Annotated in this window: 16 protein-coding genes; 4 read left to right on the forward strand and 12 right to left on the reverse strand. The window is 62.3% G+C overall.

The genetic code is table 11. The features are described 5' to 3' along the window. The first annotated feature begins 93 nt into the window (after positions 1–93). Positions 94–708, forward strand: coding sequence for a response regulator transcription factor (locus tag E8E78_RS12490; protein WP_059394933.1), 615 nt, complete (start codon positions 94–96; stop codon positions 706–708). A gap of 38 nt (positions 709–746) precedes the next feature. Here the strand turns inward: E8E78_RS12490 and E8E78_RS12495 are convergent, their stop codons facing one another. Beyond that, entirely contained in the window at positions 747–1,016 is a 270-nt protein-coding gene (locus tag E8E78_RS12495) for a DUF6555 family protein (protein ID WP_049276238.1), read from the reverse strand. Positions 1,017–1,193: 177 nt separating this feature from the next. Further along, entirely contained in the window at positions 1,194–1,406 is a 213-nt protein-coding gene (locus E8E78_RS12500) for a general stress protein (RefSeq protein ID WP_049276239.1), read from the reverse strand. A 256-nt stretch (positions 1,407–1,662) separates the two neighbouring features. On the opposite strand from E8E78_RS12500, the gene E8E78_RS12505 reads away from it, so the two are divergent. Beyond that, complete coding sequence (locus E8E78_RS12505) at positions 1,663–2,061, forward strand: NUDIX hydrolase (protein ID WP_016499662.1); 399 nt, start codon at positions 1,663–1,665, stop codon at positions 2,059–2,061. A 70-nt stretch (positions 2,062–2,131) separates the two neighbouring features. Here E8E78_RS12505 and E8E78_RS12510 read toward each other — a convergent pair whose 3' ends face one another. Beyond that, a complete protein-coding gene (locus E8E78_RS12510; protein WP_016499661.1) occupies positions 2,132–2,683 on the reverse strand; it encodes an ATP-dependent Clp protease proteolytic subunit in 552 nt (183 codons plus the stop codon). A 239-nt stretch (positions 2,684–2,922) separates the two neighbouring features. Here E8E78_RS12510 and E8E78_RS12515 point away from each other — a divergent pair, with 239 nt between their 5' ends. After that, on the forward strand, positions 2,923–3,339 hold the full coding sequence (locus E8E78_RS12515; protein WP_049276240.1) for a hypothetical protein: 417 nt from the start codon (positions 2,923–2,925) through the stop codon (positions 3,337–3,339). A 137-nt stretch (positions 3,340–3,476) separates the two neighbouring features. Here E8E78_RS12515 and E8E78_RS12520 read toward each other — a convergent pair whose 3' ends face one another. From E8E78_RS12520 to E8E78_RS12560, 9 genes are all read right to left on the reverse strand, one after another. Then, a complete protein-coding gene (locus E8E78_RS12520) occupies positions 3,477–4,064 on the reverse strand; it encodes a nucleosidase (RefSeq protein WP_059394899.1) in 588 nt (195 codons plus the stop codon). 56 nt (positions 4,065–4,120) lie between these two features. Next, positions 4,121–5,227, reverse strand: a complete 1,107-nt coding sequence (locus E8E78_RS12525; protein ID WP_049276242.1) for a carboxylate-amine ligase — start codon at positions 5,225–5,227, stop codon at positions 4,121–4,123. Between the two features lie 6 nt (positions 5,228–5,233). Then, positions 5,234–6,187: a class I SAM-dependent methyltransferase gene (locus E8E78_RS12530; protein ID WP_059394900.1), complete on the reverse strand. Its 954-nt coding sequence runs from the start codon at positions 6,185–6,187 to the stop codon at positions 5,234–5,236. Continuing rightward, entirely contained in the window at positions 6,187–7,518 is a 1,332-nt protein-coding gene (locus E8E78_RS12535; protein ID WP_049276244.1) for an iron-containing redox enzyme family protein, read from the reverse strand. The genes E8E78_RS12530 and E8E78_RS12535 overlap by 1 nt, the downstream gene beginning before the upstream one ends. An 18-nt stretch (positions 7,519–7,536) precedes the next feature. Beyond that, on the reverse strand, positions 7,537–7,734 hold the full coding sequence (locus E8E78_RS12540) for a hypothetical protein (protein WP_016499655.1): 198 nt from the start codon (positions 7,732–7,734) through the stop codon (positions 7,537–7,539). 60 nt (positions 7,735–7,794) lie between these two features. Further along, positions 7,795–7,971 carry a KGG domain-containing protein gene (locus tag E8E78_RS12545; protein ID WP_016499654.1) on the reverse strand — a complete coding sequence of 59 codons (177 nt, stop codon included), beginning with the start codon at positions 7,969–7,971 and terminating at the stop codon, positions 7,795–7,797. A gap of 147 nt (positions 7,972–8,118) precedes the next feature. Next, positions 8,119–9,402: an MFS transporter gene (locus tag E8E78_RS12550; RefSeq protein WP_049276245.1), complete on the reverse strand. Its 1,284-nt coding sequence runs from the start codon at positions 9,400–9,402 to the stop codon at positions 8,119–8,121. A 4-nt stretch (positions 9,403–9,406) separates the two neighbouring features. Next, entirely contained in the window at positions 9,407–10,318 is a 912-nt protein-coding gene (locus tag E8E78_RS12555; RefSeq protein WP_280315123.1) for an aldo/keto reductase, read from the reverse strand. Positions 10,319–10,407: 89 nt separating this feature from the next. Then, positions 10,408–11,268, reverse strand: a complete 861-nt coding sequence (locus E8E78_RS12560) for a Dyp-type peroxidase (RefSeq protein ID WP_049276246.1) — start codon at positions 11,266–11,268, stop codon at positions 10,408–10,410. A 184-nt stretch (positions 11,269–11,452) separates the two neighbouring features. Between E8E78_RS12560 and E8E78_RS12565 the strand changes: the two genes are divergently transcribed. Then, the gene (locus E8E78_RS12565; protein WP_049276247.1) at positions 11,453–12,346 is read left to right on the forward strand and encodes a bile acid:sodium symporter family protein; all 894 of its coding nucleotides are present in this window, start codon (positions 11,453–11,455) and stop codon (positions 12,344–12,346) included. The last annotated feature ends 5 nt before the right edge of the window (positions 12,347–12,351 follow it).

Raw genomic sequence — 12,351 nt, forward strand, 5'->3', positions numbered from 1 at the left:
TCGCATTGCCGCCATCCGTAGGCAGCACCCTTTCTCCGAGGCTGCTAAATTAGCATGGCCTTCTACACTTGCGGCTACAGGGAGTTGCCAAGCGTGACGTGTCGCATCATCGTGGCGGATGACCATCCGCTGTTCAGGGAAGCCCTGGCGCGCACCGTAAAGCGCGTGGTTGCGGGTGCCTGCATAGAAGAGGCCGGCAACCTGGATGAAGTAATGGCCTTGGCTGATGGCGGGGAGGTACCTGATACCCTGATCCTCGACCTGCGTTTCCCCGGGCTGGTGGACATCCAGTGCCTTGCGCGTTTACGCCAACAGTTTCGACGCACCACGCTGATCATCGTGTCGATGGTCGACGACCCCGCTATCGTCGAGCAGGTGATGGCTACGGGAGTCGAGGGGTTCATCGGCAAAAGCATCGCCGCAGATGAGATAGGGGCGGCAATCCTCGCCATACGCAATGGCGAGGTGCTGGTCAGGTATGCGCCCTCAGGTTTGCTGCCCAACCTCGGTGGCGAATGTGCAGTGGAGCAACTTACCCACCGTCAGCAAGAAGTACTCCGGCTGATTGCCCAGGGCAAGACCAACAAGGAAATTGCCAAGGCCCTGAGTATCTCCCCGTTTACCGTGCGCATACATGTTTCGTCGCTGCTCAAGCTGCTTGGGGTCAGCTCGCGTACCGCTGCTGCGGTGAAGTACACCGGCAGCTGACACCCTTGGTCAGGGGCTGCCGGCGCTCGGATGGCGGGTTAGACCGTCGCCGCCGGGTCCCCCACCGCCTGGTTCGGCTTGCTCCCCGAAATTCGCCAGCTCACGGCGGTAATCCCGTAGCGCTCGGCCATCGGCCGGCTGATCTTCCTGATCTTCTCACGCCCGAACTTGGGAATGATGCCGATACCCGCATCGCAACTTGCCCAATGCCAGGCCTCGGCATTGTCCAGGCGTTCCAGGCGAATGATGAAACTGCGCGGTTGGCCATGCAGTTGGTAATCGATGATGTAAAGCTGTGGGCTAGGCATCGCAGGGGCCTCCTCTTCTCCATGGATGACTCCCTGATTGATCAGGCCATCGCCAGAAGATTCAATATTTTGTCGAGCAATTGGCACCAGCGGCCGTTACCGGGTGCTAGAGCAGGCCAGGTCATGGGGCGATTCCGGGTCGGTAAACCCGGAATCGCTTCGTGTCAGCAAGGGTGTTCACTGCTGACTGCGACCGCTGCCGTGGCTATTCTGGCCACCTTTGCGCCCGGCGTCCGAAGCCCGCTGGCGGTCGTTGGCGAAGTTGCCGCCAGAAGCCTGCCCGCCCTTGTGACCCGCGCGCGAAGCCCGTTCCCGGTCGTTGGCAAAGTTGCCCGGGTTGGTTTCCTTGGTGCCGCCGCGCCGGCTTGTTCGCTCTTGGTCCTGCGCCATTTGGTTTCTCCTTGCGATGGATTGGCTGGTCGCATGAGCATGTGCCCTGCCTTTGTTCCGAGCGGCCGATTGCCGGGTCTGCTCAAAGCTTTTGACTGCAGCTGACCAGTGGCACGAAAAGGACGCCGACAAAATGTTTGCGTGGGCGCGATTAAAGGACAAACCCCTGTCTTGACCGTTCGTCGGGTTAAACGCAACGTTTGTTTCTGCCAAGGGCCGAATCCTCATAAAACAAGCGCATCGCTCAGGAGGCCTGATGAAGTTGAACAAGGACCGCGCCACCATCATCTGCCGACATGGCAAGCAAACCCATAAATGGTTATGGGTGAGAAAGTCCAAAGGCGCCTGGACCCTTCCCGGTGGCAAGATTGAACCTGGCGAAACGCCCATGCAGGCAGCTGAGCGTGAATTGCTCGAAGAAACCGGGTTGCAGGCCGATTCCCTGACCTTGTTGATGCGCCACGAAACCTCCGAGCGAATGCACTACGTATTCGAAGCAGAGTTTGCAGACGCACCGCAGCCCAAGGCACGGCATGAAATTGCCGATTACCGCTTCGCCCACCTGGACCAGGCACCCGGGCTCAAAGGTGAGATCAAGTCGCTTATCCGCTCGCTACTGGCTTGCGACAGAACCACTGCGGCGTCAGTCCGGTAAGCCTGCGCGGAATGTTTTCGCCGAACCTCGGGAGCGGGTTTACCTGCGAAGAGGCCCGCCAAGGCAAACGCTAGGCATGCACACTCCACTGAACTGACTCCGGCTCGATCGGCATCTCGTCCACGGAATGGATCATCCCGTTCTCCAGGGCCTCGCGTGGGCTCAGAATCCGCGGGTGGGCCATCAGGTATCGCGGCACATCCAGCACCTGCGCCGCACCCTCGGTCCGTTCGGCAACGATCTGCGCATACAACTCCAGATCGTAATCGAGGCTCATTGCATATTCGGCCATCCGCGCATGGTCAACCGAACCATGCAAGGTCCAGTGAAACGGATGGAACAGGAACTTGCTGAAGCTGCACGCCGTGCGCCGCTCCCCCGCCAGGAACAGGATATTACCCATGGATTCCACCGTGCCCAGGTTGTGGGTATGCACCGCTACCGGCAATGCCCGCAAGAAGTTGTACAGGGTAAACCCGTAACTGCATTCGCCGCCCATGGTGGCGATGTTCAACTGCAGGATCCCGGCGCCCTGTTGCAACGCCCGCGAGCAGGTGTTGATCAGGTTGCCACAGGTCGACGAATTGATCGGCCCGGTGAAATGAATGATATGTCTGGCCATGCTTTCCTCCAGGGTTGGCAGGCATCCGTTGCTCTGGCATCGTCCCCTGCCCGGCCACCTGCCAAGGCTGACCTTCCAAGAGCCTGATATGCGGTGGAAACGCCAGGGGCTGCAAAGTTCAACCCGGCATCGGTCAATCCGTTGGTCAAGCGCGTTGAACCCCCGCCACTCATCACGAGTCGACCGATTCAGGACCGCAATGAGGAACTGACAAGGGCCCTGTGCCCTGGAGGTGGAAAATGCGCTTTTCTGTGCTGATGGTGATGGTTGCCAGCCTGGCCAGTGGCGAAGCCCTGGCCGAAGCTTGCAATGTGCTGACCCGCTCCTCCAGCGATGCGGTAACGCCAGTGGACCGGCACACCTGCTACAGCTACAGCAATCTGCCTGCAGAAGCGATCAACTGGTCCTGCAGCAACGAGAGCAAGGACATGCTTAACAGCGAGAAGCGCAAGGTAGAACGTTGTGCGGATGGCAGCGTCGGCAGCTGCATCGCGCCCTTGACTCAGGAAGCGCTGGCCAATCCCAAAGCCGTCGGTGGCGACAAGCCGGCTTTGCCCAAGGATGCCCGCGTGATCACCTACTACTACGATACTCCCAGCCTTGGCCAGGCACGAACCGACTGCGAGCGTAACAACGGGGTCTGGCAGACTCATTAAATCTTCTAACCCGTGCCTGTCCCACTCGCAGCAACTACCGTGCTCAGCAACTACACGTCAGGGGGTGCGCTGTGGGACCGGCTCTAGCCGCGAACACCGGCAACGCCGGTGCCATCCACCGCGTTTTCGATCAGCGCTCAAACCTGGCTGAACAGCACCCGCTTGAATGCCTCGGCCGCCAGGTGCACCTGCACGGCCCAATCCCCTGCGGCATCGCTGCCGGCGTCATCGGATATGTATTTCAGGCACACAAACGGAATGCCTTCTCCGCGTGCGATCAACGCCAGCACATAGGCTTCCATGTCGACCACGTCATAAGGCGCGTCGCCATGGTTGATTTCGAAGCTGTCACCGCTGCCACAGGTTTCCAGCGGCAGGCCGGGGATTGCTGCGCCGTGTTCCAGGACTACCGGGACAGCCGACAAGGGCGTTTCGTAACGGGCAAAGCCCAGCGGTGTCACGTCCATGTCGCGTTGTACGAAACGGTTACAGCACACCACCTGGCCCTTGCCGTGGCGCTGGCTGCCCGCCGAGCCAAGGTTGACGATAAGTCTGGGCCTGCGGGTTGCAATTGCCTTGGTCAATGCGATCGCCGCATTGACTTTGCCAATGCCGGTGAACACGGTGTTCACCTCTGTGAAAACATCGCCAGCCTCGGCCTCGAGGGCGAAGACGAACAGCGTGTCATCCAGGGAAATGTCGGGGAATTGCTTGATCAGCATCATGGAGCAGGTGTTTCCGCGTGGCTGCAAGGGGCGCGGCCATTGTCGGCCAACCCCGGCTAATTGCAAGTCCCGGCCGCCACCACGGCCTGCAGCGCCTGTGCCTTGTCGAGCCCGCCCTCGATGGCCTGTGCCAGGTGGTGCAACTGCTGGTCGGCATGGGTGCCGGCGCGCAGCAGGTGCCGGGCATGCTGGCAGGCACGCTCGGCATCCACGCTGTCGACCGGCACCTGCTCTTGCAACTGGCCAAGCCAGCCTTCGGCCGTGACTGGCTGTTGCTCGTGCATACCAATGAATTGTGCATGGCGCCCATAGCGCATGGCGCGCCAATAGTTCTCCTGGGCGATCCAGCGCAGTTCGCGGTTGCTGGGCAACAGGTCATGGCGACCAGTAATGGCGTGCTCCACCAAATGGCGAAACAGCGCGGCGATGCACAGGGCATCTTCCAGTTGCGGGCAGCCATCGCAGATACGCAACTCCACCGTAGGGAAGCGCCGCGAAGGCCGAATGGCCCACCAGAAGTCGCCATCCGCAGCCAAGGCACCGGTTCGCTGCAAAAAGGCCCGGTAGCGTTCATAGGCGGCCCAGTCCGGCAAGGCTTCGGGCAAGCCCATATGCGGCCACTCCCCGCAAATCACTCGGCGGTAGCTCATGTAGCCGGTACGCTGGCCAGCCCAAAAGGGCGACGAGGTGCTCAGTACCAGCAACAACGGCAGCCAGACCAACACGCGGTTGACCAGTTGCATGCGGTCACAACCTGGAGGAACCCCAACGTGCACATGCAAGCCGTTGAGCAGGCTTCGCCGGGCCACATGCCGGTAGTCATCGAACAGTTGCTGATAATGTGCCGTGGCTGCAGCCTTCTGCCGCAGCCAGGCGGCACTGGGGTGACTGGCCGCACCGTACAGTCCCATCCCCTCCTCGGCCAGCGCCACGCTCAGACGCTGCCGCCTGTGCTGGAAGAACTCACGTGCTTCATGAAGGTTGTTGAACACCGGCGAGGCCAGCTCGATCTGGCTGCGGAACATTTCCTGGGCAAAATATTGGCCCAACGCTTCGCGACAACGCCCTATTACCGCAGGTGACGGTGTTGCAGGGACCTGCCCTGAGTCCAGCCTCACCAGCAGGTATTCCTCCTCGATGCCAAATGTGCAGGCCCGGGCCATGTTGCCTCAGCGATGACGGGTTACCGTGAGCGCCACGGCGGCGATGCGTTCGACCTGCTCATAGCCCGGTTCGGCCAGTTGCTCGCCAAACACGTCAGGGTCGATCTCGCGGTATACCCAGGCCCATTGTGGCCCTGCCAGGCGCAAGCGGACAGCTTCGAGCAAGGCGTCGCGGCCATCGACAATGGCCACGCCGGTGTATAGCAGCAAGGTGCCATGGCGGGTCAGGCGTTCGCATGCCTCCTCAACGATGCGCAGCGACAGTTCAGCGCCCAGCGCACCACCGCCGTGGCGATAGGTGCGAGCGCTGCGGTCGAGCATGTAAGGCGGGTTGGCGACAATCAGGTCGAACGTACCGGTGATGCCGTCCAGCAGGTCGCTGGACGCTATCGACACATTACCCACCCCCGCCAGCGCCGCGTTGATCGTGGCGTAGCGCAACGCCAAGGGGTTGATGTCCACGGCGCTGACCTGCGCATGCCGGGCGGCGCGAGCGATCAGCAACGCTCCCACCCCGCTGCCGCAGCCGATATCGACTGCATGCTCGACCGGCATGGGGTTGTGCTGCAGGTGCTGGTGGATGACCTGGGCAAAGCGGTAGCTGTCCGGGCCGAAGAACACCGCATCGCTGGCCTCGGTGGGGAACGCTGAATGCACCAGCAGCAGGTCTTCCAGGCTGGACCAGCGCACCGAACTGCCCAGCAGTTCGCCCCTGGGGGCCAGCACCTGCGCGCGTTCGAGCAACTGAAGTTCATCATTTGATAACAAGCCTGGGGCGAAAGGTCGGCTCCAGCCGAACACGTCGCGCAAGCTGCTGGCCCGTCCGGAACCCTCGCGGGCATTGACGCGGCTGTGGGTCGCGGGTGTCACGCAGGTAAATCGGTAGCCGTCGGCGCGTAACCGCTGGCCCAGTTGCAGCAACGCCTGGTCGGCCGCGACTTGTCTGGCATCAAGCATCATCAGCGGGGTTCCTCCTGAAGCAGCCCGGTGGTGCGAATGTATGCCCGGGTCGCCGCCAGGCCCTCAGGTGTGGCATGGCGGTTGCCGGCCATTTGCCCTATCAACGCGGCGGGTGCTTCACTGGGCATTTCGCCTTGTGATTCCCCCGGGGATTCGGGCAGGCCCCAGCTACCGGGCGCGACACGGCGGATCGTGGGGCGCCAGGTGTCGGCTATCCAGTCGTGCCACAGTTGTTTCTCGTAACTGTTGAACACACCGAACATAACCGCCGCAGGCCCTTCGATCAGCTTCCACCAGCGGCTGTGGGCCGGGTCCTGGCCCCGCACAATCCAGCCTTGGGCCTGCAACGCGGCAACGAACTCGGGCATGGCGCCAGGTGTGGCCAACCACTGATTGATAGTGCGCTGCTGCAGGCGGCAGCGGTCGGCATGCATGAACTGGCCGTAAATACGCTTGCGTTCCAGGGCTGCGAACAGTTCATCCTGCAGGTTGAACTGGCGGATCAGGTCAGCTGCCGCAATACCCAGCTCGTTCAGGCGATAACCGTTGCGCACCCTGTCGTAGAACGCTTGCTGGTCGTGCTGGGGGCTGAGCTGGCGCAGGGCCTGAAGCGATAGCTGAGCGTGGCCGCTGGCGGCATTGTCGATCGTCACATGCAACTGGAAGTAGTGGCCGTCGATGCCCAGTTCTGCCAGCTCGTAAGTGGTGATCAGCAGGTGCAGCGGTGGTTGTTCATAGCCGAGGTTATAGCCAATGACCTCAGGCAGGTGCGTGTTGCAATGCTGCCCCAGGGCCAGCTGCAGGCTGCCTTGCAGATACCGTGCATCGTCCAGTGGCATCGCCTCTACACACCCCAGGCGACCCAGCAGACGCTGGTAGATCAGTACATGATTGCAACGCGGGTCACCATTGCCGAGCTCTTCCAGGTAAGTCCGGATCAGACCGTGAAAACGTGGGTCGCCCCAGTGCTGCAGCGTGCCGTGCAGCCAGGCTCCATCCACCGCTTTGGTCGGTGCAACCTGTTGCAGAAACCACAGCGCATGTGCGCGGCAGGCAAAGAAGCGGCGTGGTGCGCCTTGCCGGCGTTGCTCAAGGTACTCGGCGTAGCCGGCGGCTACATCACCAGCGCACCTCGCGCTCCAGGCTGGCAAATTCGAAGGTGAGTCAGGCAGGTCATCCGGCAGGCGTGCAGCACGTGAAAGTTGTTCGTCGAGCCATGCGGCGCTGCCGTCATAGTGGCCTGTCAGCATTGCCTGATAGCGCTGTTGCACGCTGGACCGCTCGGCGGCCATGGGCAAAATTGGAGCGGTGTCGCGGTTCATCACCCTCATGCCGTGCTCCTTGTGAGCCTATTGGCTCGGTTTCTGCCCCGGCATCGGTTCCGGGTCGGGCGCAGGCTGCGGTGCCGGCTTGGTATCGGGTTGCTGCATCTGCAGTGATGGCTTGCTGGGGTCGGCATCCTTCCCCGGGTGGTCATTGTCGCGGTCAAAGCAGCCGCCGACCAATGTCAGCGAGCCCATCAGGATGATCAGTGGAGTCAGTCGCATGGGTATTCCCCCTTTGGCTGATTGCAGTGCCAGGTCGCCCCGGCACTGCGCGTCGGTCAATTACGAGCGGCCGCCCTTGCGGCCCGACTCGTGCGGCATGTCCTTGCCAGAGGACTGGCCGCCCTTGCGTCCGGCTTCGGAAGCCTTGTCACGATCGTTGGCGAAGTTGCCTGGGTTCTTGTTACCGCCTTGGCTGCCTTGTTGGTTGCCGGTACGGCTGTTGTCTTTAGTGGCCATGGTGTTCAAACCTCGTATGACTTCGGAATGCACGGCAAGCTGCCGTACACAGGTTGGGAGTTCGGCGATATCGCGGGATTCGTTTTATTGCGAAGGGTTCGGACCGGTGGCGTTAAATAAGCGGCAACACCATATTTGGCGCGCCTGTCAGTCGTGCGGCGGGTTATCCAGATGGGCCTGGCGGCGGCCCAGCCAGCTACCGGTTGCAGCCCAGCCCAATGCAATCACGGCGCCGATCAGCATCGCCAGTTGCGGGTGCTCACCCATTACGTCCAGCGCACGCTTGACCCAGCCGCTGAGGGCATCGCCGCCTCGGTAGACCACCGTGTCGATGAAGTTCTTGGCCTTGTACTTGTCCTCGGCGGGCAGCACGGTGAACAGCATCTCCCGCCCTGGCCGCACCAACGCGTACTCGCCGGCCCGGCGCACCACCATCACCACGACGAATACCGCGAACACCGGGGCCAGTGCCAGCCACAGGAAACCCGCAGCCATTACCAGCGGCACTGCCACCAGCAACACCCCCACACCCAAGCGCCGGGCCAGGCGCCCGGTGAGGAATACCTGAGTGAGGATGGCCAAGGCCTGCACCACCGTATCGATCAGGCCGAAGACCTGGGTTTGCCGGGTGCGATCGGTGAAGGTTTCACTGACGATGCGCGCCTGCTCGAAATACAGGAAGGTGCTGACGCTGGCCAGCAACACCACGAACAGGGCGATGCCCAGCAGATACGGGGAGCGCAACACGGCGGTAGCGCCGGCAAACGGGTTGCCACCCAAGGGCCGCGAGCCCGCCCGCTCGGCCTGTTCTGGTAGTGGGTGGCGCAGTCGCCAGCGATGCAGGAACAGCGCGGCACCGATACTGCCCAGCAGAAACACTACGGCCAGCACCAGCAGCCCGGAATGGCCCAGCGGGGCCACCAGCAAGGTGCCAAGGATTGGGCCACTGAGCCCGCCCAGGCTGGCCCCGGCGGCCAGCAGGCCGAACAGGCGCTTGCCCTGCGCAGTTGAAAACAGGTCGGCGAGCACGCTCCAGGCCAGGGAAATGGTCAGCAGGTTGAAAACCGATAGCCAGATGTAGAAGGCTCTGGCGGTCCAGAGATCGTCCGGGTTGCCGCCAAACAGCGCCGCGAACAGCAACAGGTTGCTGGCAAAGAAACCGTAGGTCCAAGGCAGGATATACCTGCGCTGCACCTTTGCCGCCAGCCAGCCAAACAGCGGCATGCAGGCCAGTGTGGCGATGAAGGTGCCGGTGAATAGCCATTGCAGGTTGTCTACCCCACCGGCGACGCCCATGGTTTCTCGCACCGGGCGCAGCATGAAGTAGCCGGTGAACAGCAGGTAGAATAGCAGCAGGCCGGCGATTACTGCTGGCCCCTCGCCGGGCTGAATGTTCAGCCCTTGGTCCAGGCGCCGCCGCCAGCCATGCATGATGTCAGGCAAACTGCTTGATCAGCGCCTGTTGCTGCGCCTGGGTGAGCATGGGTGCTTGTCCGGCCTTGAGCTGGTCGAGCTGGCGATCGGGCCGGCCGGTGGCGGGGATTACCGTGCTCACTGCCGGGTGGCTGATGGCGAACTTGAGAAACAGCTGCGCCCAGCCGCCAATACCTGCCTCAGCAGCCCAGCCGGGTAACGCCAGGTCCTTGACCTTGGCGAACAGGCGGCCATCGTCGAAAGCCCGGTTGATGAGCACCGCAACGCCCTTGTCCTGGCACAGCGGCAGCAGTTCGCGGGCAGCGTCGGGGGCATTGACCGAATAGTTGATCTGGATGAAGTCCAGCGGCTCGCTGCGCACGATACGGGCGACTTCGTCTTGCCCGCTGTTCAGGTAATGGGTTATGCCGACATAGCGGGTCTTGCCCTGCCGCTTCAGCTCGCGGGCGTAGGGCAGTTGGGTTTGCCAGTCACGCAAGTTATGGATCTGCAGCAAGTCGACCTTGTCGGTGCGCAGGCTCTTCAGGCTGCCGGCCCATTGCGCTTCGGCATCGGCACGGCTGTCGGCGGCGATTTTGGTGGCAATGAAGCACTGCCTGTGCCAGCCGCCCTCTTCCAGCAACTGCCCCAGGATGCTGTCGGCACCGCCGTAGTTGGGCGAGGTGTCGATCACCCGGCCGCCCCCTTCGAAAAATGCCTTGAGCACCGCTTTGAGCTGCTGATATTGGGCCGAGTCGGCCTGTACCTCAAAACTGCCGGAAGTGCCGGCACCGATCACGGGTAACGCCTCACCGGTGGACGGTACTTTGCGGGTCAGCAAACCCGCCGGGGTGGCGGCGTGCAGCCAGGGGCTGACGGCGGCCAGCACCCCCAGCGTGGCACCCGCGCGTAGGACATCACGACGTGCGTACATGGAAAAGCTCCCGTCATGAATCGGAAACTTTCAATGCTAGCCGCACTATCCCGTGCCGGCAGGTGTTTCTGTATCTGGATGTTTAGTGATCAGGCCAGCAGCAGGCTCAGGTCAACACCGGTCTCGCCCATCGGCGGGCACCAGTAATAGCCACCGGTCAGTGGCCGACTGAAGCGGTACAGGCCGTCGATGATGCCGTCCTCCAGGCCGCTCATGCGCCGCAGCTGTACTTCAAATGCATCGAAGCTGTGGCCCAGGGCAACGAAGGCAAGGCCGGCGCCACGCTGGTCTGCCCAGGCCACCGAGCGACGGACCATGAATGCTTCGGGCTCAAAGCTTTCCTGAGCGGTGCGTTTGACGTGCGCAGACTCGGGCGCATCGTCCAGCTCTTCGTTGTCGCTCAGGCGGCGGCCGATGATGTTGTCCTGGTCAGCCTGGGGCAGCGACTTGAAGTACTCCAGGTCGTGCTTCCACAGCTGAAACGCCGCAAAGCTGGAGCCGTCGGCAGCAATGGCCGCCTGCACAGCGTCTTCGTCCACCGGGTTTTCGGTGCCGTCTTCATAGCCGGTCAGGTCATGGCCGCCACGGTGCAGGAAGCCGTCAACGCTGTCCGTCTGGCGCAGGGCTGGTGCCAGCGCGTGCTCCAGGGCCTGGGCGCGCAGTAGCAGATCGCCGCGCTCGTTACCGCGCAGCCACAGCCACAGCGCGTGCTGGGTGCTGGGGTTCTCCACGGCGGCGTCCAGCAGCGGGAAAGCTCGCAGGCCAGGCACGACTCGGCCCAGGGCCTTGGCCAGCGGTGCACCGACACCCAGGATCAGCTGGTCGCCATCGACCTGTGGCAGCAAGGCATCCAGAGCGGCGGGCAGCGCCTCGGGCGATTGCAGGGTGAAAAACAGGTGACGGGCATGGGCCGGCACCGGGGTGGCAAGCAGCCCTTTCTGGAACGGCATGACAGGCTAATCCTCGGATAAAAGCGGAATGCTACTGCGCCTGCAAGCCTGCTGCAATGCGGCATGCAGCCTCGCCAACTGCCGTAGTTGGTAACAAACGGTTACCAATAGCTGGCCCTTTGCGATTAGCTATCAATCAGGCTCGACCTACACTGCTCGAGATCCTTCGCCCGAGAGACTGCCCATGACCGCCTCGCCCTTGCTCACCGCCTTTCTGCCGCTTGCCTTGGGCATCATCATGCTCGGCCTTGGGCTGTCGCTGACCCTGGCCGACTTCGCTCGTGTGGTGAAGTACCCCAAGCCAGTGGTGGTGGGCCTGGCCTGCCAGATTCTGCTGCTGCCGCTGGTGTGCTTCCTGATTGCCAACGGCTTTGGCCTGGAGTCGGCCCTGGCGGTGGGGCTGATGCTGCTGGCCGCTTCGCCGGGTGGCACCACGGCCAACCTGTTCAGCCATCTGGCCCATGGCGATGTGGCGTTGAACATCACGCTCACGGCCGTCAACTCGCTGATCGCGATTTTGACCATGCCGTTGCTGGTGAACTTGTCGCTGAGCTGGTTCATGGCCTCGGACCAGGCCATTCCACTGCAGTTTGCCAAGGTCTTGCAGGTATTTGCGATTGTCCTGCTGCCGGTCGCCCTGGGTATGCTGATTCGCCGTTACGCCCCTGCGTTTGCCACACGCATGCAGAAGCCTATGAAACTGGTGGCGGCACTGTTCCTGGCCTTTACCATTGTCCTGGCGCTGGCCAAGGATTGGCAGACCGTGGTCGAGTACGCACCGGTGGTGGGCCTTGCTGCGCTGTTGTTCAACATGCTGAGCCTGGCCGTGGGCTACTGGGTGCCGCGCCTGTTGAACATCCCCAAACGTCAGGCAATTGCCATCGGCATGGAGATTGGTATTCACAACGGCACGCTGGCGATTGCCTTGGCACTGAGCCCGTCATTGCTGAACAACCCGACCATGGCGGTGCCGGCGGCACTTTACAGCCTGATCATGTTCTTCACGGCAGCAGGGTTTGGCTGGTGGGTGAGCCGCGGGCATGTGGCCGCGCAGCCCGAGGGTGAAACCGCAAATTGATGGTG

The organism is Pseudomonas sp. BN505, assembly GCF_029873175.1.
GTDB lineage: Bacteria > Pseudomonadota > Gammaproteobacteria > Pseudomonadales > Pseudomonadaceae > Aquipseudomonas > Aquipseudomonas putida.

Coding starts and splice junctions, on each gene's coding strand:
- E8E78_RS12525 (WP_049276242.1), bottom strand. CDS start 5,227: ATGGCCCGGGCCTGCACATTTGGCATCGAGGAGGAATACCTGCTGGTG.
- E8E78_RS12495 (WP_049276238.1), bottom strand. CDS start 1,016: ATGCCTAGCCCACAGCTTTACATCATCGATTACCAACTGCATGGCCAA.
- E8E78_RS12555 (WP_280315123.1), bottom strand. CDS start 10,318: ATGTACGCACGTCGTGATGTCCTACGCGCGGGTGCCACGCTGGGGGTG.
- E8E78_RS12565 (WP_049276247.1), top strand. CDS start 11,453: ATGACCGCCTCGCCCTTGCTCACCGCCTTTCTGCCGCTTGCCTTGGGC.
- E8E78_RS12505 (WP_016499662.1), top strand. CDS start 1,663: ATGAAGTTGAACAAGGACCGCGCCACCATCATCTGCCGACATGGCAAG.
- E8E78_RS12545 (WP_016499654.1), bottom strand. CDS start 7,971: ATGGCCACTAAAGACAACAGCCGTACCGGCAACCAACAAGGCAGCCAA.
- E8E78_RS12510 (WP_016499661.1), bottom strand. CDS start 2,683: ATGGCCAGACATATCATTCATTTCACCGGGCCGATCAATTCGTCGACC.
- E8E78_RS12550 (WP_049276245.1), bottom strand. CDS start 9,402: ATGCATGGCTGGCGGCGGCGCCTGGACCAAGGGCTGAACATTCAGCCC.
- E8E78_RS12540 (WP_016499655.1), bottom strand. CDS start 7,734: ATGCGACTGACTCCACTGATCATCCTGATGGGCTCGCTGACATTGGTC.
- E8E78_RS12535 (WP_049276244.1), bottom strand. CDS start 7,518: ATGAGGGTGATGAACCGCGACACCGCTCCAATTTTGCCCATGGCCGCC.
- E8E78_RS12520 (WP_059394899.1), bottom strand. CDS start 4,064: ATGATGCTGATCAAGCAATTCCCCGACATTTCCCTGGATGACACGCTG.
- E8E78_RS12500 (WP_049276239.1), bottom strand. CDS start 1,406: ATGGCGCAGGACCAAGAGCGAACAAGCCGGCGCGGCGGCACCAAGGAA.
- E8E78_RS12560 (WP_049276246.1), bottom strand. CDS start 11,268: ATGCCGTTCCAGAAAGGGCTGCTTGCCACCCCGGTGCCGGCCCATGCC.
- E8E78_RS12530 (WP_059394900.1), bottom strand. CDS start 6,187: ATGATGCTTGATGCCAGACAAGTCGCGGCCGACCAGGCGTTGCTGCAA.
- E8E78_RS12515 (WP_049276240.1), top strand. CDS start 2,923: ATGCGCTTTTCTGTGCTGATGGTGATGGTTGCCAGCCTGGCCAGTGGC.